Origin of the sequence: Streptomyces sp. NPDC053076, from assembly GCF_044546845.1 — a bacterium.
Lineage (GTDB): Bacteria > Actinomycetota > Actinomycetes > Streptomycetales > Streptomycetaceae > Streptomyces.
The window spans coordinates 215958-236444 of sequence record NZ_JBITZL010000011.1 but is presented as its reverse complement, the minus strand read 5'-3'; the positions used below and the strand labels follow the sequence as shown (position 1 = coordinate 236444).

At 73.6% G+C, this 20487-nt stretch carries 17 protein-coding genes and 1 pseudogene; 6 read left to right on the top strand and 12 right to left on the bottom strand.

Annotated features, from left to right (window positions below; all coding sequences use genetic code 11):
- Window positions 1–46 precede the first annotated feature (46 nt).
- The 4 genes from ACIGYR_RS34575 to ACIGYR_RS34560 all read right to left on the bottom strand — a co-directional run bounded on the left by ACIGYR_RS34575 (window position 47) and on the right by ACIGYR_RS34560 (window position 3538).
- Window positions 47–1174 carry an SIS domain-containing protein gene (locus tag ACIGYR_RS34575; protein WP_399607193.1) on the bottom strand — a complete coding sequence of 376 codons (1128 nt, stop codon included), beginning with the start codon at window positions 1172–1174 and terminating at the stop codon, window positions 47–49.
- Window positions 1175–1231: 57 nt separating this feature from the next.
- Window positions 1232–1402 (bottom strand): Trm112 family protein, encoded by a 171-nt coding sequence (locus tag ACIGYR_RS34570; RefSeq protein WP_391847918.1) that lies wholly within the window; start codon window positions 1400–1402, stop codon window positions 1232–1234.
- A 73-nt stretch (window positions 1403–1475) separates the two neighbouring features.
- Window positions 1476–2840, bottom strand: coding sequence for a phosphomannomutase/phosphoglucomutase (locus tag ACIGYR_RS34565; protein WP_399607196.1), 1365 nt, complete (start codon window positions 2838–2840; stop codon window positions 1476–1478).
- A gap of 272 nt (window positions 2841–3112) precedes the next feature.
- Entirely contained in the window at window positions 3113–3538 is a 426-nt protein-coding gene (locus ACIGYR_RS34560; RefSeq protein WP_391847920.1) for a DUF3499 domain-containing protein, read from the bottom strand.
- Window positions 3539–3888: 350 nt separating this feature from the next.
- Between ACIGYR_RS34560 and ACIGYR_RS34555 the strand changes: the two genes are divergently transcribed.
- The gene (locus tag ACIGYR_RS34555; RefSeq protein WP_391847921.1) at window positions 3889–4275 is read left to right on the top strand and encodes a metallopeptidase family protein; all 387 of its coding nucleotides are present in this window, start codon (window positions 3889–3891) and stop codon (window positions 4273–4275) included.
- 61 nt (window positions 4276–4336) lie between these two features.
- Here ACIGYR_RS34555 and ACIGYR_RS34550 read toward each other — a convergent pair whose 3' ends face one another.
- The 3 genes from ACIGYR_RS34550 to ACIGYR_RS34540 form a co-directional block, all read right to left on the bottom strand.
- Entirely contained in the window at window positions 4337–5860 is a 1524-nt protein-coding gene (locus ACIGYR_RS34550; RefSeq protein ID WP_399607201.1) for a DUF5719 family protein, read from the bottom strand.
- Window positions 5857–9528: a glycosyltransferase gene (locus tag ACIGYR_RS34545; protein ID WP_399607204.1), complete on the bottom strand. Its 3672-nt coding sequence runs from the start codon at window positions 9526–9528 to the stop codon at window positions 5857–5859. The genes ACIGYR_RS34550 and ACIGYR_RS34545 overlap by 4 nt, the downstream gene beginning before the upstream one ends.
- Before the next feature lie 221 nt (window positions 9529–9749).
- Complete coding sequence (locus ACIGYR_RS34540) at window positions 9750–10013, bottom strand: WhiB family transcriptional regulator (protein ID WP_003975777.1); 264 nt, start codon at window positions 10011–10013, stop codon at window positions 9750–9752.
- Between the two features lie 689 nt (window positions 10014–10702).
- Between ACIGYR_RS34540 and ACIGYR_RS34535 the strand changes: the two genes are divergently transcribed.
- The 4 genes from ACIGYR_RS34535 to ACIGYR_RS34520 are packed head-to-tail and all read left to right on the top strand — an operon-like array spanning window position 10703 to window position 14732.
- Entirely contained in the window at window positions 10703–11233 is a 531-nt protein-coding gene (locus tag ACIGYR_RS34535; protein ID WP_399607208.1) for a cysteine dioxygenase, read from the top strand.
- 33 nt (window positions 11234–11266) lie between these two features.
- Window positions 11267–12226, top strand: coding sequence for a 2-phospho-L-lactate transferase (cofD, locus tag ACIGYR_RS34530; protein ID WP_399607211.1), 960 nt, complete (start codon window positions 11267–11269; stop codon window positions 12224–12226).
- Complete coding sequence (locus ACIGYR_RS34525) at window positions 12223–13662, top strand: coenzyme F420-0:L-glutamate ligase (protein WP_399607213.1); 1440 nt, start codon at window positions 12223–12225, stop codon at window positions 13660–13662. The genes cofD and ACIGYR_RS34525 overlap by 4 nt, the downstream gene beginning before the upstream one ends.
- Before the next feature lie 59 nt (window positions 13663–13721).
- A complete protein-coding gene (locus tag ACIGYR_RS34520) occupies window positions 13722–14732 on the top strand; it encodes a DNA-3-methyladenine glycosylase family protein (RefSeq protein WP_399607216.1) in 1011 nt (336 codons plus the stop codon).
- 35 nt (window positions 14733–14767) lie between these two features.
- Here the strand turns inward: ACIGYR_RS34520 and ACIGYR_RS34515 are convergent, their stop codons facing one another.
- The 5 genes and pseudogenes from ACIGYR_RS34515 to ACIGYR_RS34495 form a co-directional block, all read right to left on the bottom strand.
- The gene (locus tag ACIGYR_RS34515; protein ID WP_400014384.1) at window positions 14768–15343 is read right to left on the bottom strand and encodes a DUF1772 domain-containing protein; all 576 of its coding nucleotides are present in this window, start codon (window positions 15341–15343) and stop codon (window positions 14768–14770) included.
- A 2-nt stretch (window positions 15344–15345) separates the two neighbouring features.
- Complete coding sequence (locus ACIGYR_RS34510; RefSeq protein WP_399607220.1) at window positions 15346–16383, bottom strand: AraC family transcriptional regulator; 1038 nt, start codon at window positions 16381–16383, stop codon at window positions 15346–15348.
- 36 nt (window positions 16384–16419) lie between these two features.
- Window positions 16420–17256: an NmrA family transcriptional regulator gene (locus ACIGYR_RS34505; RefSeq protein ID WP_399607222.1), complete on the bottom strand. Its 837-nt coding sequence runs from the start codon at window positions 17254–17256 to the stop codon at window positions 16420–16422.
- A 296-nt stretch (window positions 17257–17552) separates the two neighbouring features.
- Complete coding sequence (locus ACIGYR_RS34500; protein ID WP_391847931.1) at window positions 17553–18635, bottom strand: sugar phosphate nucleotidyltransferase; 1083 nt, start codon at window positions 18633–18635, stop codon at window positions 17553–17555.
- A 222-nt stretch (window positions 18636–18857) separates the two neighbouring features.
- Window positions 18858–19384 (bottom strand): annotated as a pseudogene (locus tag ACIGYR_RS34495) (peptidoglycan recognition protein); the annotation flags it as partial.
- 145 nt (window positions 19385–19529) lie between these two features.
- Between ACIGYR_RS34495 and ACIGYR_RS34490 the strand changes: the two are divergent.
- Entirely contained in the window at window positions 19530–20285 is a 756-nt protein-coding gene (locus ACIGYR_RS34490; protein ID WP_399607225.1) for a TIGR03089 family protein, read from the top strand.
- The last annotated feature ends 202 nt before the right edge of the window (window positions 20286–20487 follow it).

Below are 20487 nucleotides of genomic sequence, written 5' to 3'. Positions count from 1 at the left end.
TCGTCCCGCGCCGTCGGTGGGCGCGGTCGGTCGGCCAGGAGTCAGATCAGGCCCTCGAAGCGAGCGCCAGGTAAACGGCGGCGAAATCCGTGACGGCGATCAGTTCCGCGAGGGTCTCCAGTTCGCCGCCCTCCTCCGGTTCCAGTTCGCTGATCGGTGTGTCGTGGCTGAGGGCCATGTCTCGGGCGGCGGGGGCCGCGGTGAGGCCGCTGATCGGGCGGTCGCGGAGCAGCACCACGCGCGCGTGCAGCGCGGGCGACTCCTCGACGCGGTCACGGAAGAAGTCGTCCGGGTCGGCGCTGGCGGCGAGCGGGCCGGCCAGCAGGGCGCTGTGCTCGGCGAGCGCCTCGGGCAGTTCGGCGACCAGGGCGGGGCGCCCGGCGAGTTCGGCGAGGGCGGCGGCGAACCGGCGGCCCGCCGGACCGGCCGAGGTGCCCTCCGTCCACACCAGGGGCAGGGCGTCGGCGAGTTCGGCGGCGAGGGTCTTGGCGGGGTTGCTGTAGGTCGCGATGGCGGGGCCGCAGCGCTCCGCGATGTGGTCCAGGCGGTCGGCGACCTTCTCCAGGGCGTCCGGCGGGGCGGCGAGCAGGCCGATCCGGTCGAGCACGGCCAGCAGCGGGGTCAGCAGCGCCCAGAGGACGCCCGGGGAGGACGCGGCGAGCGGTTCCTCGTGGTCGTACGGGGCCGTCGCCATCGGTACGAACATGCCGTGTGCGCCGGCGACCGCCTCGGCGAGCGGGGTGCCCGACGGGGCCACGCCGACGACCGAGCAGCCACGGCGGTACGCCTGGTCGGCGAGGAGCGAGAGGCTCGGTTCCGTGCCGTCCGGGGTGGCGATCAGCAGCAGGTCCACGGAACCGGTCCAGCCGGGAAGCTCCCAGCGCAGGGCGCCCGCGGCCGGGGCGACGCCGTTGGGGGCGAGCCGGACGACGGGGCTGCCGACGCCGGCCAGCGTGCCGAGGAGGTCGGCGGTGTGGGTGGCGGCGGCGCCGGGTCCCGCGATGAGCACCGCGCGGGGGCGGCCGTCGGGCTTGAGCTCGCCGACGCCGGCCTCGGCGGCGTGCCGGGCGGCGGTGCGGACGCGGGCGCCGGCCTCCGCCGCGCCGCGCAGCAGACCTCGGCGGTCGGCCTCGGCGAGGCCCTCCGGGGTGTCGAGCAGCGATTCGTCCAGCATGGGCGGCAGCCTCCGGTCGCCGGGGATCCTGGGGGTCCTACGCGGTCACGGGGCTCGTCACGCGGGGCGGCGGGCCTCGTCGACCAGCAGGACCGGGATGCCGTCGCGGACCGGGTAGGCGAGGGCGCAGTCCTGCCCTGTGCAGATCAGCTCGGTGTCCTGCTCCTTCAGGGGAGCGTGGCAGGCCGGGCAGGCGAGGATCTCCAGGAGGCCGGCTTCGAGCGCCATTGAGGTGTCCCTTCGAGGGCGGGTATACGTCTGTGGATATACCGGGTCAGCCTACCGCTGATGGACAGGCCGCTCAGCCCCTGATGATCGCCAGGGCCTCGTCTCGGATCTTGGCCATCGTCGCCTCGTCCTTCGCCTCGGCGTTCAGCCTCAGGAGCGGCTCCGTGTTGGACGGACGGACGTTGAACCACCAGTCGGCCGCGGCGACCGTGAGGCCGTCCAGGTCGTCCAGGGTGACGTCGGCGCGGCCCTCGTAGGCGCCGCGGATCGCGGCGAGGCGGGCGGACTGGTCGGCGACGGTGGAGTTGATCTCGCCGGAGCCGGTGTAGCGGTCGTACTGGGCGACCAGGGCGGACAGCGGGCCCTGCTGGCCGCCGAGGGCCGCGAGGACGTGCAGGGCGGCGAGCATGCCCGTGTCGGCGTTCCAGAAGTCCTTGAAGTAGTAGTGGGCCGAGTGTTCGCCGCCGAAGATGGCGCCGGTGCGGGCCATCTCGGCCTTGATGAAGGAGTGACCGACCCGGGTGCGGGCCGGGGTGCCGCCGTTCTCCCGTACGACCTCCGGGACCGAGCGGGAGGTGATCAGGTTGTGGATGACGGTGCCCTTGCCGCCGTTGCGGGCCAGTTCGCGGGCGGCGACCAGGGCGGTGACCGCGGACGGGGAGACCGGGTCGCCGTGCTCGTCGACGACGAAGCAGCGGTCGGCGTCGCCGTCGAAGGCGATGCCGAGGTCGGCGCCCTCGGCCGGGACCCGCCTCTGCAGGTCCACGAGGTTGGCCGGGTCGAGCGGGTTGGCCTCGTGGTTGGGGAAGGTGCCGTCGAGTTCGAAGTACATCGGGACGAGGGTCAGGGGCAGGCCCGCGAAGACCGAGGGGACCGTGTGGCCGCCCATGCCGTTGCCGGCGTCGACCACGACCTTCAGGGGGCGGATGGCGGTGATGTCGACCAGGGAGCGCAGGTGCGCCGCGTATTCCTCCAGCGTCTCGCGCGAGGAGAGGGTTCCCGGCCGGTCCACGGACTTCGGGGCGCCTTCCGCCAGCCAGCGCTCGGCCAGTTCGCGGATCTGTGCGAGACCCGTGTCCTGGCCGACGGGGGCGGCGCCCGCGCGGCACAGCTTGATGCCGTTGTACTGGGCCGGGTTGTGGGAGGCCGTGAACATCGCGCCCGGGAGGTCCAGCGCGCCCGAGGCGTAGTACAGCTGGTCGGTGGAGCACAGGCCGATCTCGGTGACGTCCACACCGCGGTCCGCCGCGCCGCGCGCGAAGGCGCGGGAGAGGCCGGGGGACGAGGGCCGCATGTCGTGGCCGACGACGATGGCCGCCGCTCCCGTCACTTCCGCGAAAGCGGCGCCGAAGAGGCCGGCCAGTGTCTCGTCCCACTGGTCCGGGACCACTCCGCGTACGTCGTACGCCTTCACGATCTGTGACAGATCAGCAGCCACGGCCAACCTCCTGAAAGTCCTATGGGTGCCCACAAACTACCCGTCGTGAGCAGGTCGAGGTGCGCGGACGCCGGGTGGACGCTCGGTGGCCCCTCCCCGGACGCCGGGTGGGGCCGAGCCGGCACGTCCGGCGGGGGTGGCGCGGGGTGGCGTCATGCCGGGGCGCGCAGCCGTCCGGGAACCACGGAACCCTCAGCCGTCCAGGGCCGCAGAACCCTCAGCCATCGGGGCCCGCAGCACCCTCGGTTGTCTGTACGGGGGCCGCGGGACCCTCAGTTGTCGGGGGACCGCAGCACCCTCAGGTGGCCGCGGCGGGCGACCTCCATGGGGTCCACGGAGCGGGCTCCGCCGCCGCTCGCCTCGGCCGCGCGCTGCGGGGGGCGGGCCGCCTCGCGCACTGCGTTGGCAAGCGCTTCCAGGTCGTCTCCGCTGGGCCGGGCCGGCGCGGAGCCGTCGAGGAGTCGTACGACCTCCCAGCCGCGCGGGGCGGTGAGGCGCTCGGAGTGCTCGGCGCACAGGTCGTAGCAGTGGGGTTCGGCGTAGGTGGCGAGCGGGCCGAGGACCGCGGTCGAGTCGGCGTAGACGTACGTCAGCGTCGCGACGGCGGGTCGGCCGCAGGCGGTTCGCGAACAGCGACGTACAGGGCTCACGACGTTGGACGGTACCGCACTCTTGAGCGGGCCGCGACGACTCTCCACCAGGTCACTCCACCGTGTCGAGCTGTGAAGCGCCCCACACACCCTTTCGAACAGGCCCTGCTGACCTGCACGGACGGGCTTCCGGCGGATGTCTGGAGGGAGCGCATCCGGTCATGAGTCGGCACAAACACCGTCAATAGCCTTGAGTTCGACCGTCCTGTAGATGTATGGAAACGAGCCAGACCTTGGCTGGAATGGTCAACCTGTGACATGGGGGCCGGAGGCCGGTTGCCGCGTGGAGCCGGACGGGCGGAGGGTGCGAGGACTAGGCTTCACCAGTGATGGACAACCGTGTACCGCCCCGTGCCACCGGCCCCGGGCCCCGTCGCCGTGATCGCCATGGGCGGGGCATGCGAGGGCCGATCGCGCCGCCGCAGGTGCCGCTCGCGGCCAGTCGCGCCGATGCGTTCGCGGACCTGGTGCAGGACTCCGTGGAGCGCCTCGAGCGGCGGTGGCCGCAGCTGGCGGACATCGATTTCCTCGTGCTGGAGGTGCCCCGGCTGGACGGGCCGGGTGATCAGCCGGTGTGGGAGGACGAGGCCGTACCGCTCGGCGGGATCATCCCCGCGCGTGACGGACGGCGGGCTCGGGTGGTCGTGTACCGGCGGCCGGTGGAGATCCGGAGCAAGGGGCGGGACGAGCGGGCCGCGCTGGTGCACGAGGTGGTCGTGGAGCAGGTGGCCGAGCTGCTCGGGCTGACACCGGAGACGGTGGATCCCCGCTACGGGGAGGACTAGGCGGCCCTTCGGGCTCCCCTGCCCGCCTCTGCCGTCCCTGCCCCGCCCCCCCGGCCCCCGGCTACTTCTGGAGGATCGACAAGTCCTCCCGCGTCTCCGGTACCGCCACCATGCCGTGGTCGTTCGGGAGGGTCTGGATGGTGAAGGCGGGGACGCCTCCCTCGGTGGCCGCCAGGGTGCGGGAGGCGTAGACCGGCCCGCCGGAGACGGGTTCCACCGTGAGGGCGTACGTGCCCTTCAGGCCCGCCGGGACGGGGGCGTCGACGTTCTGGGTGGTACCGGACTTGACGGTGTAGGTCTTGGTCACCGGGCTTCCGCCCTCGCTGCCGGCCGAGGCGGTGACCTTGACCGTGGCCGTGCCACCGGGCGCCGTCAGGGCCAGGGTCGTGCCTTTCGCGCTGTTGTCGGCCGAGGTCGCGCGCGTGCCCACGGCGGCCGTGGCCGGGATGAACGCCGTCTCCTTCTTGTCGCCCTTGCCCCGGACCACCTGGAGGGCCGCGACGACCGGGACCGCCTGCTCGGTGGGGGTGAGGACCAGGGAGCCGGCCTCGCCACGGGTGACGTCGCCGAGGTCGAGCGCCGTGGTCAGGCCGGACTTGACGTGCAGGGTCTCGTTCCCGGCCGGGGTGATCAGGCCGTCCGGCGAGGCCAGGCGGATCTTCAGGTCGGCGTCGTCGTCGCCGTGGGTGAAGGCGATCAGGCGGACGTCGGTGGCGTCCTTCGGGATGCCGGGCAGGACCAGGCTTCCGGCCGGGTCGGCGGCGGCGGCCAGCCAGTCGCCGCCCGCCTTGTCGTCCAGGGCCTGCACGGCGGCGCCGACCCGTCCGCTGCGCACGCTGACGTGCACGGTCAGGTCGGACTGCCGTTCGTCGGTGAGCGTGGAGAGCAGGATCGCGTCGCTCGCGTGCGGCTTGACGGTGAGGTTCTCACCCAGCGGGGACTTGATCGCGCCGTCCTTGCCGTACAGCTCGATGTCGACCACGGCGGCGGAGTCGTCGGGGTTGGTCAGATGCACGTAGTCGGTGCGGCCGGCGGCCGTGCCGGCGCCCGGGAACCAGAACTCGGTGTCGGCACCGGTGCAGTTGACGCCCTGGAGGCCGCGGCCGGTGCCGACGGCGACCTCGGTGGTCTCCTGGAGGGTCCAGCCGGGCGCGAACCTGCCGTCCGCGGTGCCGATGAGCGCCGGCGCCTCGGCACCCGAGGTGTCGCCGGTGACCGGCGTGCCCGGTGCCTTCGGGGTGAGCACCGGCTGATCACCCTTCTTCCCGGTGCCCTTGCCGCCCTTGCCGCCCTTGTCCTTCTGCGTGTCGGCCGGGTCGTTCGCCGACTGCTCCCCCGCCGCCTGGAGTCGGGCCTTGCCGTCGCTCGCGGCGCCCTTGGTGACGGGCGTGAACGACGTGTACGACGTGTCGGCGACGTCCGACATGCTCGGCGCCGGACAGAGCAGGCCGGTGCGCTCCACGGGCAGTTGGGCGGCTGCCTCGGGGGCGGCTCCGGAAGCGGACGGCGAGTCGAGCGCGGCGAACGCGGTGACGGCGGCCAGCGCGGTCGTACCGGCGATCAGGGACAGGGTGGTGCGGTTCACTGCTGGCTCCCGTCGGGGCGCTGGCTGCCGGTGCCGTGGGGCTGCTGGGCCGGGTCGTAGCCCTGCTGGGCGGGGTCGTACGCCGGGTCGTAGCCCTGTTGCTGGTAGGCCGCGGGGTCGTACGGCGTCTGGTCGGGGGCGCCGCCGTAGGCGTAGGGGTCGTACGGGCCCGTCTGGTAGGGGTCGGGCTGCTGGTACGCCTGCTGGTCGTAGCCCGTCGCGGCCTGGTACGGGTCGGTGTCGTAACCGCCGTGTCCGGCCTGCGTGTAGGTGGCCGGGTCCCACTCGTCGTACGACTGCTGGTGCGGTACGGCGGCCGGGGGCTGATCCGGGACCGGCGGTGCGGCGGGCTCATCCTGCGTGGCCGCTTCCTCGGCCTGGGCGCGCAGGCGGCGGGCGCGGCGGCCCTCGCCGGCGGTGGCCTGGGCGGGCACCGGCTGCTCCTCGGGCAGGTCGTCGTCGACATCGCGACGGCGGCCGGGCAGCGCGAGGACGACCAGGACGACGGCGAGCGCGCCCTGCGCCCAGAGCCAGGCGGTGTGGGCGATCGGGGCGTCGTAGGCGACGTCCAGCCTGCCTCCGGTGGAGGGCAGCTGGAAGCCCTGGGCCCAGTCGTCGACCGTGGTGCGGGTGAGCGGCTTGCCGTCGAGGGTGGCCGTCCAGCCGTCGGCGGCACTGTCGGCGAGGCGCAGGACACGGCTGCCGGAGCCGGAGGGGATCGTGGTGTGGATCTCCACCGGGCCGGCGGTGACCGGCTGGGCCTTGCCCGAGCCGTCGGCGGGCACGATGGCCGCGCGGGCGACCTCCTGGTCGACGCGCCACAGGGCACTGCCGTTCTGCTGGCTGAGCCGGGCCAGGCCGGGGGTGGCGTCGAGGACGCGGGTGATCTCTCGGGGAGCGCCCTTGTGGACGAGGACGTACCGCACCGCGAAGCCGCCGAGTTCGTCGGCCTGGTCGGCACCGGAGCCGGCGACCAGGTTGGCGACGATCTTGTCCAGGCGGGTGTTCGCGCCGCCCGCGGCGGTGAGTTCGGCGTCGCCCATGCGGGCGCCGGCGCCACGGACCAGGGTGTAGCGCACGCGCGCGGTGGAGTCGCTGTCCAGGACCAGGGTGCGGGCCTGGTCGCCGCCGGTGGTGTCCTCCGCGACGAACGCGGGCACCTGGGCCGGGGCGCGGCGCTCCAGGGGACCGTCGGCACCGCGGATCATCCAGCCGGCGGCGACGAGCAGCGGGCCGGCTGCCGCGGCGAAGGCGATCAGGGCGGCGACGGGCTGGCGCCAGCCGAAGCTCTGTTCGGCGACGCGCGCGCGTGCGCCGTCGGCGCCGAGGGCGGCGGCGGCCAGCAGGGCGATGCCGTAGACGAGGGTGGCCGGTCCGGCCCAGGCGGACCTGTTGGACAGGACCGCGAGGACGAGGCCGACCAGGGCGACGGCCCAGGCGATGCGGATGCCGAGCTGCCGTTCGGAGCGCAGGAGGGCGGCGAGCGCGGCCAGCACGATGCCGATGAGCATCAGGCCGTGCACGGTGCCCGGGCCGCCGGGGGCGGCACCGAGCAGGTCGAGCGCGGAGGCGGCCGAGGGGCCGTACTCCAGGCCGGCCTCCTGGAAGAAGCCCGTCGGGAGCAGGGTCAGCGACCAGGGGGCGAGGACCAGCAGCGGGGTGCCCAGCTGGGCGAGGAAACGCAGCCCGTGGCCGACGAGGTCGCGGCGGCGCAGCACGAGCACGCCGAGGCCGAGCAGCAGCGCGATGGGCCAGACGACGGGTGTGAAGGCGGTGGTGATGGTCAGCAGCAGGGCGTACGCCCAGGTGGCGCGCCAGCTGCCGCGCGCGCCGGTGCGGCTGGCCAGGCCGCTCGCGGCGATGCCCGCGCGCGCGATGAGCGGCAGCAGCACGGCGAGGACGGCGGTGCCGAGGCGGCCGCCGGCCAGGGCGCCGGTGGTGGCGGGCAGGAAGGCGTAGGCGACGGCGGCCCAGGCGCGCAGCAGCCGGGAGGTGACCAGGGGCCGGGAGGCGAAGTAGGCGGTGAATCCGGCGAGCGGCACCGAGCAGACCAGCAGGACGGTGACGGCGAGTCCGGTGGAGCCGAACAGGAGCGAGGCGAGCGTCGCGACGACGGCCAGGTAGGGCGGTGCGGCCGGGGTGCCGCCGGCGCCTGCCGGGTGCCAGCCGTCCAGGTAGCGCGACCAGAGGTCGCCCGCGTCGGCCGGGGCGGGCAGCAGGGCGCCGCCGGCGAGCGCGCCACCGCCGAGCAGGGCGCGGCAGGCGAGGAGGGCGATGAGCAGCAGCGCGAGGAAGAGCACCGGACCGGGTTTGCGGGCGATCCGCTTGAGCCGGGCGAACTGCTCGACCTGGAGGAAGTCGGCGTCGTCGCCGCCGGGCCCGGACTCCACGGCGCCGCCGTGCCGGCCGGCCGAGGAGGCGTCGAGGTCGCTGCCCTTGGTGAGGTTGCCCGCGATCTGTTCCACGGTGGCCCGGACGGTGGCGCCGGGCGGCGGGAACAGCTGGCGCAGTTCGCCCTTGTCGATCTGGGCGGGGCCGCGGCGGCCCCGGGCGGCGATGATCCGCTCGGGGCGCAGCAGGGTGCTCAGCAGGCCGCGGATCTCGTCGACGGCCTGGCCGGGGACCTTGCCGACGAGGTAGGCGAGGGTGCGCAGGACGGTGCCGAGGACGAGCCGCAGCAGCACCCAGGGCAGCGCGGCCGTGCGGGTGTTGACGAGCAGCGTGTAGACGGCGCCCGCTTTGTCGACTTTGTGCGGGGATGCGGTGGTACGGCCGGCGCAGTCGACCGTGCGGCGCTCGCGGGAGGCGGCCTCGGCGTGCCGGACGACCGCGTCGGGGGCGACCAGGACGCGGTGGCCGGCCCTGTGGACGCGCCAGCACAGGTCGACGTCGTCGCGCATGAGGGGCAGCCGGCGGTCGAAGCCGCCGAGCTGTTCGAAGACGTCTCGGCGGATGAGCATGCCGGCGGTGGAGACGGACAGCACGGCGCGGACGTGGTCGTGCTGGCCCTGGTCCTGTTCGCGGCGGTCCAGGCCGGTCCAGCGGCGGCCGGAGTTGGCGATGGAGACGCCGACCTCCAGCAGCTGGCGGCGGTCGTACCAGCCGCGCAGCTTGGGGCCGACGACCGCGACGTCGTCGCGGCCGAGTTCGAGTTCGGTGTCGACGACCCGCAGCAGCTGGGCGAGGGCGTCGGGCTCGGGGGCGCAGTCGTCGTGCAGCAGCCACAGCCACTGGATGGGCTCGCCGTGCGGCAGTTCCGGCATGTCGTAGGCGTCGTCGCGCCATGTGCGCGAGACGGGGTCCCAGCCGCTGGGGCGCTTGAGGTACGGCAGGTGCTCGGGGGTGAGGACGGGCGCCGTGCGGCTCGCCTCCTCCACGGCCTGGCCGAAGCCGGTGCGGCGGGCGAGGTGCAGCACGCCCGCGTCGCCGAGGGCGTCGGTGAGCAGCTGGGCGGAGTGGTCCGCGCTGCCGGTGTCGGCGGCGACCGCGGACTGGACGGGGCGCTCCTGGCCGAGCAGCCCGGCGAGCGCGTCGGGCAGCCAGCGGGCGCCGTCGTGGGAGACGAGGACCGCGGTCACCACATGACGCGGGAACTCGGGCGGGCGGGTCGGGTCAAACACGGCGGTGGCAGCGTCGCGTTGGGCTGCCGCATGGCTGTGCACGGACATCGAGGTACGGGCCCCGGTTCGATGGACTGCGGTGGACGCCTGTGTCTCCTCGTGCGTCGAGGGGACAGCGGGGCGTCTCGGACGAGCGACCACACTATCGGCTGCCCATCACAACGGCCCGCCGCCTGTGGATAACCCACCGGTGACGGGCCGTTCGTGACGTTTTCGGGTGCACGCGTGCGCGGGTGTCCGCGGGTGCCACGCGCGCGTGCGGCCGTTCTTCAGACGGCGGCCTTCTTGAGGCGGCGGCGTTCGCGCTCGGACAGGCCGCCCCAGATGCCGAAGCGCTCGTCGTTGGCGAGGGCGTATTCGAGGCACTCGGAGCGGACCTCGCAGGCGAGGCAGACCTTCTTCGCCTCTCTGGTGGAGCCGCCCTTCTCGGGGAAGAAGGACTCGGGGTCGGTCTGGGCGCACAGCGCGCGCTCCTGCCAGCCGAGTTCCTCGTCCGCGTCGTCGACCAGCAGTTGCTGCACCAGCTCGGTCATGTGCGCCCCTCGTCTGTCTTCACGTCCCCGTGCGTGGCCGTTACCGGTTTCGGCTGAACGACACGAGTGAAATTACAAGTGTGCTGCTCCGGGCGAGTCAAGCCGAGATCTGCTATTGGGCCCGTTATTCACTCTGCGGAACCAAGGCCATGCGGAAAGTGTTCAAATCGCCATAAACCTCGACACGCAGCCGGACCCACGGGGGCGGCCGAACCCCGTACAGATCTCTGTACGAAGAAAGACGTCTCCGTGTTCGATCGCGTTCCGCGAGCCTCCAGCGCTCGGATGTGCCCCATGTGTCCCCGCACCCCGGAGAGCAAACCTTTCGCCTGACAGATGAACCGGATGAGGTGAAACATGTCCCACATACCGGGCGTCGAGTTGACAGTCCGGGTGTGAACCGATGTCCTAGTGGGCATGCTCGCGAACTTGGCACCCACCTCGACCCGCACCGCCGGGTCCCTCGGTGCCGCCCGCGCGCGCTGTAGCTGTTGTTGCTGTCCCAGCTGTTGAGCCAAGCCCGCTCCGGCTGTCCCCGAGTCCATCCCGGCTCGGTCGCGTTCACCGCTCCCTGACCCCTCACCCAGGGCACCGCGCCCGCCCGTGACCCGGGCGGACCGTACGCGTCATCCCAGCTCCGCCTCCCAGCTCCAGCCCCCCACTCTCGCGCCGAGGACCACCGCATCCCGATGAACAGCGACAACGATCTCCAGATCGCCGGCGACATCCTCGAAGTCCCGCACCTGCTCCAGCCGCCGCGCGAGCACCCGGCCACCGTCGCCGAGTTCGTGGGGCTGGCCCGCTCGATCGCCGCCGACCGGGACCAGTGGGCGCACCTCGTCCGGTACGACGCCACCACCCGCTGGTACCACCGGCTGCGCACCGGCCCCGGCTACGAGGTGTGGCTGCTGTCCTGGCTGCCCGGGCAGGGCAGCGGGCGGCACGACCACGGCCGCTCCTGCGGAGTGTTCACCGTCCTGGAGGGCTCCCTCACCGAGCACGCCGAGCACGGCACGCGCGCGCTGGCGGCGGGCGCCAGGGCGGGCTCCCCGCTCGAGCGGAGCGGAGAGTGGGGCAGGGTCTTCGCGCCGGGGTACGTCCACGAGGTCGTCAACGACTCGCTGGAGCCGGCGGTCAGCCTGCACGTCTACTACCCGGGCCTGACCGAGATGCCCATGCACACCTCTCCGCTCTGCGAGGCGCGTGCGGTGACTGCCTGACGTGTTGTCGGCCCCGCCTGCGAGACTTGGCTCATGCGCATTGTGGTTCTGGCAGGCGGCATCGGCGGTGCCCGTTTCCTGCGTGGTCTGAAGCAGGCCGTGCCGGACGCGGACGTCACGGTCATCGGCAATACCGGCGACGACATCCACCTCTTCGGGCTGAAGGTCTGCCCGGACCTGGACACGGTGATGTACACGCTGGGCGGCGGCATCAACGAGGAGCAGGGCTGGGGGCGGACCGACGAGACCTTCCACCTCAAGGAGGAGCTGGCGGCCTACGGGGTGGGGCCGGAGTGGTTCGGGCTCGGCGACCGGGACTTCGCCACGCACATCGTGCGGACGCAGATGCTCGGCGCCGGGTTTCCGCTGAGCGCGGTCACCGAGGCGCTGTGCGACCGCTGGAAGCCGGGCGTGAAGCTGATCCCGATGACCGACGACCGGGTCGAGACGCACGTGGCCGTCGAGATGGACGGCGAGCGCAGGGCGATCCACTTCCAGGAGTACTGGGTGAGGCTGCGCGCCTCCGTCCCGGCCGAGGCGGTCGTCCCGGTCGGTGCCGAGCAGGCCAAGCCGGCCCCGGGCGTGCTGGAGGCCATCGCCCAGGCGGACGTGATCCTCTTCCCGCCGTCCAACCCGGTCGTGTCCATCGGCACGATCCTCGCCGTGCCCGGCATCCGCGAGGCCATCGCCGACGCGGGCGTGCCCGTGATCGGCCTCTCCCCGATCGTCGGGGACGCGCCCGTGCGCGGGATGGCCGACAAGGTGCTCGCCGCCGTCGGCGTGGAGTCCACCGCCGCGGCGGTCGCCCAGCACTACGGCTCCGGGCTGCTGGACGGATGGCTGGTCGACACCGTGGACGCGGGCGTGGCCGAACGGGTCGAGGCGGACGGCATCCGCTGCCGGGCCGTACCGCTGATGATGACCGACGTGGACGCGTCCGCGCAGATGGCGCGGGAGGCGCTGGCGCTGGCCGAGGAGGTGCGAGGGGCATGAACGCGACGGCGCCCGCCGGGGCGGACGAGCGGCCGGAGTACCGGGTCTGGGCCCCCTCCGGCATCCCCGAGGTGCAGCCGGGCGACGACATCGCCAAGCTGGTCGCCGCGGCCGAGCCGGGCCTGGCCGACGGTGATGTGCTGATCGTCACCTCCAAGATCGTCTCCAAGGCCGAGGGCCGCGTCGTGCGGGCGGCCGACCGCGAGGCCGCGATCGACGCCGAGACGGTCCGGGTGGTGGCCCGGCGCGGCACGGTGCGCATCGTGGAGAACCGGCAGGGCCTGGTCATGGCCGCCGCCGGGGTCGACGCCTCCAACACCCCCGCCGGCACCGTGCTGCTGCTGCCCGAGGAGCCGGACGCCTCCGCGCGCGCGATCCGGTCCGGCCTGCGCGACGCCCTCGGCGTCAACGTCGGTGTCCTCGTCACCGACACCTTCGGGCGACCCTGGCGCGCGGGGCTCACGGACGTGGCGATCGGCGCCGCCGGGGTGCAAGTGCTGGACGATCTGCGCGGGGGCTCGGACGCGCACGGAAACCCGCTCAGTGCGACCGTCGTCGCCACCGCGGACGAACTGGCCGCCGCGGGCGACCTCGTCAAGGGCAAGGTCGCCGGGCGGCCGGTGGCCGTCGTGCGCGGTCTCCCCCATGTCGTGCGCCCCGCGGCCGACGCGGACGGCGGCGGCGACGCCGGAGGCAGCGGCGACGGTGCGAGCGGCGGTAGCGGTACGAACGGCGGTAGCGGTACGAACGGCGGCGACGGTGAGAAGGGTGGTCACGGCGAGGGCGCGCGGGCGCTGGTGCGCGACGCGGCCGACGACATGTTCCGGCTCGGCACCTCCGAGGCGGTCCGGGAGGCCGTGACCCGGCGCCGTACCGTGCGGGCCTTCACCGACGAGCCCGTCGACCCCGGCGCGGTGCGCCGCGCGGTGGCGGCGGCGGTCACCGCGCCCGCCCCGCACCACACCACGCCCTGGCGGTTCGTGCTGCTGGAGTCGGAGGAGTCACGGGTACGGCTGCTCGACGCGATGCGGGACGCCTGGATCGCCGACCTGCGCCGGGACGGCAAGAGCGAGGAGTCCATCGCCAAGCGGATCCGGCGCGGTGACGTCCTGCGCAACGCGCCTTACCTGATCGTGCCCTGCCTCGTCATGGACGGCTCGCACACCTACGGGGACGCCCGGCGGGACGGTGCCGAGCGGGAGATGTTCGTGGTCGCGACGGGCGCGGGCGTGCAGAACCTGCTGGTCGCGCTGGCCGGGGAGCAGCTGGGCTCGGCGTGGGTGTCGTCCACGATGTTCTGCCGGGACGTGGTGCGCGAGGTGCTGGAGCTGCCGGCGGACTGGGACCCGATGGGCGCGGTGGCGGTCGGCCGTCCGGCACAGGAACCCGGTCCGCGGCCGGAGCGGGACGCGGGAGCGTTCGTGGAAGTGCGGTGAAACACCCCGGACACCGCCTAGTCTCGTAGGACAGCCCCGGCACCCCTAGGACCTCTCCAGTGGCAGGACGTTTCGCCCCGCGCCCCGGCCGCGCCACCGTGCGCGGCGGGAAGGTCGCCGTACCCACGGGTCCCGCCGCCCGGATACCTCGGCAGGCGGCACCCGGGCGGGCGCGGCGGTGGGCGCCGGACGGACCGCTGGACCTCGGGCTGACCCTCGGCCCACTCCGGCGCGGGCCCGCCGACCCGACGTTCCGCGCCGCTCCGGACGGGTCCGTGTGGCGGGCCTGCCGCACGCCCGCCGGACCGGGCACGCTGCGTGTGCGCGCGTACGGCGGTGAGGTGCTCGGCGAGGCATGGGGCCCGGGTGCCGCATGGCTGCTGGACAGGCTGCCCGAGCTGCTCGGCGCGGCCGACGAACCGGCCGCGTTCGAGCCCCGGCACCGGGTGGTGGCACTGGCCCGGCACCGGCGGCCGGGGTTGAGGCTGACCCGGACCGGGCTGGTGCTGGAGTCGCTGATCCCGTCGGTGCTGGAGCAGAAGGTCACGGCCGTCGAGGCGTACGCGGCGTGGCGGATGCTGGTGCGGAGGTTCGGGGAGCCGGCGCCGGGCCCCGCGCCCGGGCGGATGTACGTGATGCCGGCGCCCCGGACCTGGGCGCTGATTCCCTCCTGGGAGTGGCACCGGGCCGGGGTCGACGACAAACGGGCGTCGACGATCCTGCGGGCCGTGCGGGTAGCCGCGCGGATGGAGGAGGCGGCCGGGATGGAACCGGAGGCCGCGCAGGCCCGGCTGGAGGTCGTACCGGGGATCGGGCCGTGGACGTCGGCGGAGGTGGTGCAGCGCAGCCACGGCGCGTCGGACGCGGTCACCGTGGGAGACCTCCATCTGCCGGGGATCGTGGGATGGGCGCTGGCCGGGGACCGGAACGCGGACGACGCCGAGATGCTGCGGCTGCTTGAGCCGTACGCGGGCCAGCGGCACCGGGCGGCTCGGCTGATCCTGCTGAGCGGACGGGTGCCGCCCCGTCGGGCGCCGCGGATGCCGGTCGGAGACATCGGCCGACTGTGAAGTGCGGACCGGCCGGGGCAAGAGGTAGCGATCGGTCAGTTGCGGACCGCGGGCCGGTCGGTGGTGAGGTGGGGGGCGGTCGGCGGTGCCGGGGCGGTGGCCGCGCCGTGCAGCCGTAGCGCCTGGGCCAGGCACGCGACCGCGGCCGTGGTCAGAACGGTCCGCGCGAGATTGGCGGCCGACCAGACGCCCTTGAACCGGTCGACCAGCGACAGGTCCGCGGCCTTCGCCGGGTCGCCGAGACGGGCGAGTTCGCCGTTCAGCGGCAGGTTCACGGAGACGGTGAGCACCAGCACGGCCAGGTAGAGCACGCCGGCCCCGGCGGCCCACAAGGCCGCGGCCCGGCGCCCTCGCCGGTGCTCGGCGACGGCGGCCCACACCGTGGCCACGAGGGCACCGAGGAAGACGACCGCGAACGGACCGCTGTTGTCGATCGCGTCGTTGAAGTTCCGCATCGCCGTGAGATAGGCGGCGTCGTCCAGGCGGGAGAGCCCCGGCATGACCGACAGGTCGTAGGCGTAGAACAGGCCGGACAGCAGGCCCATCGCCACGCAGGCCACGGTGAGCAGTACACCGGCTGCGCCGCCGGAACGGCGCGGATCCACTGACATCATCAGGTCCTCACTGTGCTCGGATACACGGGTGACGGGCGGGCGGACGGCGGGCCCAGGACGACCGTCCCGGCCGACGCGGGCCGGGCGGCCGGCACCGGTTCACCGCCGTTCGCCCGGTATTCCTGCGGACTCACACCCCGCACGCGCTTGAACGCCGAACTCAGCGCGAACGCGCTGCCGTAGCCCACCTGCCGGGCCACCTCGGTCAGGGTGGTGTCCGGCCGGCACACCAGGTCGGCGGCGAGGGTGAGCCGCCACTGCGCCAGGTAGGCCATCGGCGGCTCCCCCACGACCGCGCTGAAGCGGCGGGCCAGGGCCGCCCGGGAGGCGCCCACCTCGCGGGCCAGCGACGCCACCGTCCAGGGCCTGGCGGGGTCGTCGTGGAGCAGCCGGAGAGCGGGGCCGACGGTCGGATCGGACTGTGCCTGGTACCAGGCGGGGACGCCGTGCTCCGGCTGTCGCAGCCAGTCCCGGAGCAGGCCCACGAAGAGCAGGTCCAGCAGGCGGTCGAGGACGACTTCCTGTCCCGGTTCCTCGCGGGCGATCTCCTGGGCCAGCAGGGGGATCAGCGGGTCGTCGGTGCCCGCGGCGGTCCGCACGAGGAGGGCGGGGAGCGCGTCGAGCAGGCGGCGGCCGACCGCGCCCGGCGCCTGGTAGGTGCCACTGAGCATGACGGCGGCGTCCGGTGCGTCGGGCTCGCCCCAGGTGCGCACGCCCTGCGCCATCGAGTCGGTGAGATCGATGCCGTCGACGGTGGTGCACCGCTGGTCGGGACCCACGATCACCCGCACGTCGGTGCCCTGGTCGTCGGTGACGGTGTACGGGTCGGGCCCGCGCAGGACCGCGAGGTCGCCCGGCTTCAGCAGGACCGGCGTCGCGCGGTCGGGCAGCACCCAGGCGTCACCGCGGACCATGGTGACGAGGGACACGGGAGCACGGTCCTCGACGCGCAGCGACCAAGGCGGCCGGAACACCGACTTGAGCACGAACGCGCCGCGTGCCTTCGGGCCTTGCAGCAGGCCGGCCAGAACATCCATGGGGCGACTGTGTCAGAGCGGTCGGACACGCAGCCGTCAGACGGACCAGACGCCGGTGGCGGCGGTCTTCCTGGCGAACTCCGTGAAATCCAGGGGCGGTCGTCCGAGAGCCTCCCGTACGCCGGGCGTGACACTGGCGTTGCGCCCGTCGAGGAGGAGGCGGAAGAGATCGGCGAACTCGGCCGGCAGTCCGTTCTCCGTCAGCTGCCGGCGATATTCCTCCAGGGAGACCGGCGTGTACCTGATCTCGCGGCCGGTGGCCTCGGACAGTTCGGCGGCGACGTCGTGCAGGCTCAGCAGCCGGGGGCCCGAGACCTCGTAGGTCCGGCCGGCGTGCGTGTCGTCGGTGAGGGAGGCGGTGACCACGTCCGCGATGTCGTCGGCGTCGACGAACGGTTCCACCGCGTCCTCGGTGGGCAGCGCCAGCACCCCGGCCAGGACCGGCTGGAGGAAGAAGCTCTCGCTGAAGTTCTGGTCGAACCAGTTGGCCCGTACGACGGTCCAGTCCGCCCCCGACGCCTTGAGCCGGTCCTCGCTGCGCACCGCGCCCTCCTCGCCGCGGCCGGAGAGCAGGACCAGGCGGCGGGCGCCCTTGCGGACGGCCAGCTCGGCGAAGGCGCCCACCGCTTCGGCGGCTCCGGGGAATGCCAGGTCGGGATGGTAGGTGACGTAGACGGCCGTGACACCGTCGAGCGCCGGCTCCCAGGTGGCGGGGTCCTCCCACCGGAAGGGCGGCTGCCCGGAGCGTGAGCCGACGCGCACCGGAAGGCCCCGCAGGGCCAGCCGCTCCGCGACGCGCCGTCCCGTCTTTCCGGTGCCGCCGATGACCAGTGTCTTCGGGTCTGTCGTTTCCGTACCGCGTTGCGTCGTCATGTGATCAGTCAACGGCAGCGGGACGGCGACGACCATGGCCACAACGCTCGGATGCATAAGCAGGCGTCTACGGGAGGGCGGTCGCCGAAGGGGACCGCCCTCCCGGGACCGCCCTCCCGGAGCCGCCTACGGAGACCGCCTAAGGCGACCACCGCAGACGACCACCGCAGACGACCACCGCAGGCGACCACCGCAGGCGACCACCGCAGGCCGCACCGGCTACGGGAGCGGGAACGGAAGAACCCCTGCGGCGGCAGCGGCAGCAGCCGTGGACGCGGCAGCGGAAGCTGCGCCCTCTACTGGTCCGAGGAGAACCGCACCGCCCCCGCCGGGATACGGGCGTCGCACCACACCCGCACTCCCTCGCGGAGCTCGTTGTCGGCGCCCACGACCGCACCGTCGCCGACGACCGTGCCGGTGAGGACGGAGCGTTCGCCGACGCGGGCGCGGCTGCCGATGAGGGAGTCGGTGACGACGGCGCCGGGTTCGATGACCGCGCCGGGCAGGATGGTCGAGCCGAAGACCCGCGCCCCCTGCGCCACGAACGCGCCCTCGCCCACCACCGTGCCGCCGGCCAGCTTGGCGTCCGGCGCCACCCTGGCCGTGGGAAGGACGAGGCGGTCGCCGCAGCGGCCCGGGACGGCCGGTGACGGTGCGCGGCCGAGGACCAGGTCGGCCGAGCCGCGCACGAAGGCGGCCGGGGTGCCGAGGTCCAGCCAGTAGGTGGAGTCGACCATGCCCTGCAGATGCGCACCGGCCGCGAGCAGCCCGGGGAAGGTCTCGCGCTCGACCGAGACCGGGCGGCCGGCCGGGATCGTGTCGATGACCGAGCGGCGGAAGACGTACGCCCCCGCGTTGATCTGGTCGGTGACGATCTCCTCCGGGGTCTGCGGCTTCTCCAGGAAGGCGAGGACACGGCCGGTCGGGTCGGTGGGGACGAGGCCGTAGGCGCGCGGGTCGGTCACCTTCGTCAGGTGCAGGGAGACGTCCGCGCCCGTCGACTCGTGGGTGTCGACGAGGGCCCTGATGTCCAGGCCCGTCAGGATGTCGCCGTTGAAGATCAGCACCGGGTCGTCGGGGCCGGAGTGCAGGCGGGCGGCGACGTTGCGGATGGCTCCGCCCGTGCCGAGGGGCTCCTCCTCCGTCACGTACTCCAGGTGCAGGCCCAGCGCGGAGCCGTCGCCGAAGTACGGCTCGAAGACCTCGGCCAGATAACTGGTGGCGAGGATGATGTGCTCCACGCCCGCCGCTCGCGCCCGCGCCAGCTGGTGGGTGAGGAACGGCACCCCCGCGGCGGGGACCATCGGCTTGGGCGTGTGCACCGTGAGCGGTCGCAGCCGGGTGCCTTTGCCGCCGACCAGGAGGATCGCTTCTGTCACCTGTCGTCTCTGCTTCCTGCCGGGACCGGCCGAACTACTCGTTGACTCTCGTTACGGCCGGTCAGTGTATGCAGACCGTGCGACGACGCCTTCGACGGCCGCGCGGTCTCCCGCGAGATCGGCGTGCGGTTTCCCCCGACCGCCCCGGCCCCCCGGCCGGTCCCGCCTGTTCCCCGAGCCGCCAGCCCGTCCCCCCGACGGCGGTGAACGCGGGCCCCGGCCTCAGCGCCCCTGATGGTGCACCGCGCTGGAGCGGGCCGTGCCGAGCTTGGCGTAGAGCCGCTCGCCGGGGCACTCGGTGGCGTACCCGTCCCGATGGCCGGAGATCGCGTTCAGTCGTACGTCCTTCCCCTTGGGGTAGAGATTGCCACCGCCCGACGTGAGATATGTCTTTCCGCTCGGATCGGCTCCATAGAACCCGAGCTTCCATGCGGTGAGCTTGGCGACGGCCGTCACCGCGGCGCCGGCCGGTTTGCTCGCGCTGTACGTGCCGATCACGGCGACGCCCATGCTGTGGGTGTTGAACCCGAGGGTGTGCGCGCCGAGCACCGCCTTCGCCACACCGCCGGCCCGGCCCTCGTAGATGTTTCCGCACGTGTCGACGAGGAAGTTGTAGCCGACGTCCCGCCAGCCCATGCTCTTGACGTGGTAGCGGTAGATACCGCGGATGACGGAGGGGGCCTGGGCGCAGGTGTGGCCGTGTGGTGCACGAACGCCGCCTTGATCTTCTTCGTGTAGACGAACCCGCGTGAGGAATCCACGCATGAGCATGATCCTGAACATATCCACATATATTTATCCGCAGGGGTACTGACGGTTCGTCGGGTGACGTTCCGCCGAACCGGTGGCCCATCCATCCCGTGCGCACACCCGCCCGCGCGTACCCTGTGCGGGGTGAACGCCACCGATCGCACCCCTGCCGACCTGCTGACTTCCGCGCTCGCCGCGGACCCCGGCCGCCCGCTGGTGACCTTCTACGACGACGCCACGGGCGAACGCGTCGAACTGTCCGTGGCCACCTTCGCCAATTGGGTGGCCAAGACCGCCAACCTCCTCCAGGGCGACCTGTCCGCCGGGCCCGGCGACCGCGTCGCGCTGCTGCTGCCCGCGCACTGGCAGACCGCGGTGTGGCTGCTGGCCTGTTCCGCGGTGGGCGCGGTCGCGGACGTCACCGGGGATCCGGCGGCGGCCGACGTCGTCGTGAGCGGGCCGGACTCGCTCGACGCCGCGCGCGCGTGCACCGGCGAGCGGGTGGCACTGGCGCTGCGGCCCCTCGGCGGACGCTTCCCGCAGACGCCGCCCGGGTTCGCCGACTACGCCGTGGAAGTGCCGGGACAGGGTGACCGGTTCGCCCCGTTCGCTCCGGTGGACCCGCGGGAGCCGGCCCTCGTCGTCGCCGGGCGTGAGTTCAGCGCGGCGGAGGTCGTCGAGCGGGCCTCGTCGGAAGCGGGGGGCCTGGGGCTCACGGGGCCCGGGGCGAGGCTGCTGTCCGGACTGCCGTACGACACGTGGGAGGGGCTCAGCGCGGGCCTGTTCGCACCGCTGGCCGCCGGCGGATCGGTGGTGCTGTGCCGGAACCTGGACCGGGCGGACGACGAGGCCCTGGCCAAGCGGATCGACAGCGAGAGGGTGACCTCGGTGCGGCGGTAGCCGCCTGCCGGGCGGACGGCGGTGGCCGCCCGCCCGGCACGGGTCCGCCGCGGCGTCCCGCACCCACACGGCCGAACCGCGCACCGGCGCGGCGCCCCGCCCCCGCCTCCCTTCCCCTGTCCCCCATTCGGAGCAGCAAAGGGCGCTCCGGGGCCCCCTCCCCCGCCATCGTCGTAAGTGCAGGACGCGACGCTCGTACGCC

Coding starts and splice junctions, on each gene's coding strand:
- cofD (WP_399607211.1), top strand. CDS start 11,267: ATGCGCATTGTGGTTCTGGCAGGCGGCATCGGCGGTGCCCGTTTCCTG.
- ACIGYR_RS34555 (WP_391847921.1), top strand. CDS start 3,889: ATGCGAGGGCCGATCGCGCCGCCGCAGGTGCCGCTCGCGGCCAGTCGC.
- ACIGYR_RS34510 (WP_399607220.1), bottom strand. CDS start 16,383: ATGGATGTTCTGGCCGGCCTGCTGCAAGGCCCGAAGGCACGCGGCGCG.
- ACIGYR_RS34575 (WP_399607193.1), bottom strand. CDS start 1,174: ATGCTGGACGAATCGCTGCTCGACACCCCGGAGGGCCTCGCCGAGGCC.
- ACIGYR_RS34570 (WP_391847918.1), bottom strand. CDS start 1,402: ATGGCGCTCGAAGCCGGCCTCCTGGAGATCCTCGCCTGCCCGGCCTGC.
- ACIGYR_RS34515 (WP_400014384.1), bottom strand. CDS start 15,343: ATGTCAGTGGATCCGCGCCGTTCCGGCGGCGCAGCCGGTGTACTGCTC.
- ACIGYR_RS34535 (WP_399607208.1), top strand. CDS start 10,703: ATGAACAGCGACAACGATCTCCAGATCGCCGGCGACATCCTCGAAGTC.
- ACIGYR_RS34525 (WP_399607213.1), top strand. CDS start 12,223: ATGAACGCGACGGCGCCCGCCGGGGCGGACGAGCGGCCGGAGTACCGG.
- ACIGYR_RS34545 (WP_399607204.1), bottom strand. CDS start 9,528: ATGTCCGTGCACAGCCATGCGGCAGCCCAACGCGACGCTGCCACCGCC.
- ACIGYR_RS34540 (WP_003975777.1), bottom strand. CDS start 10,013: ATGACCGAGCTGGTGCAGCAACTGCTGGTCGACGACGCGGACGAGGAA.
- ACIGYR_RS34505 (WP_399607222.1), bottom strand. CDS start 17,256: ATGACGACGCAACGCGGTACGGAAACGACAGACCCGAAGACACTGGTC.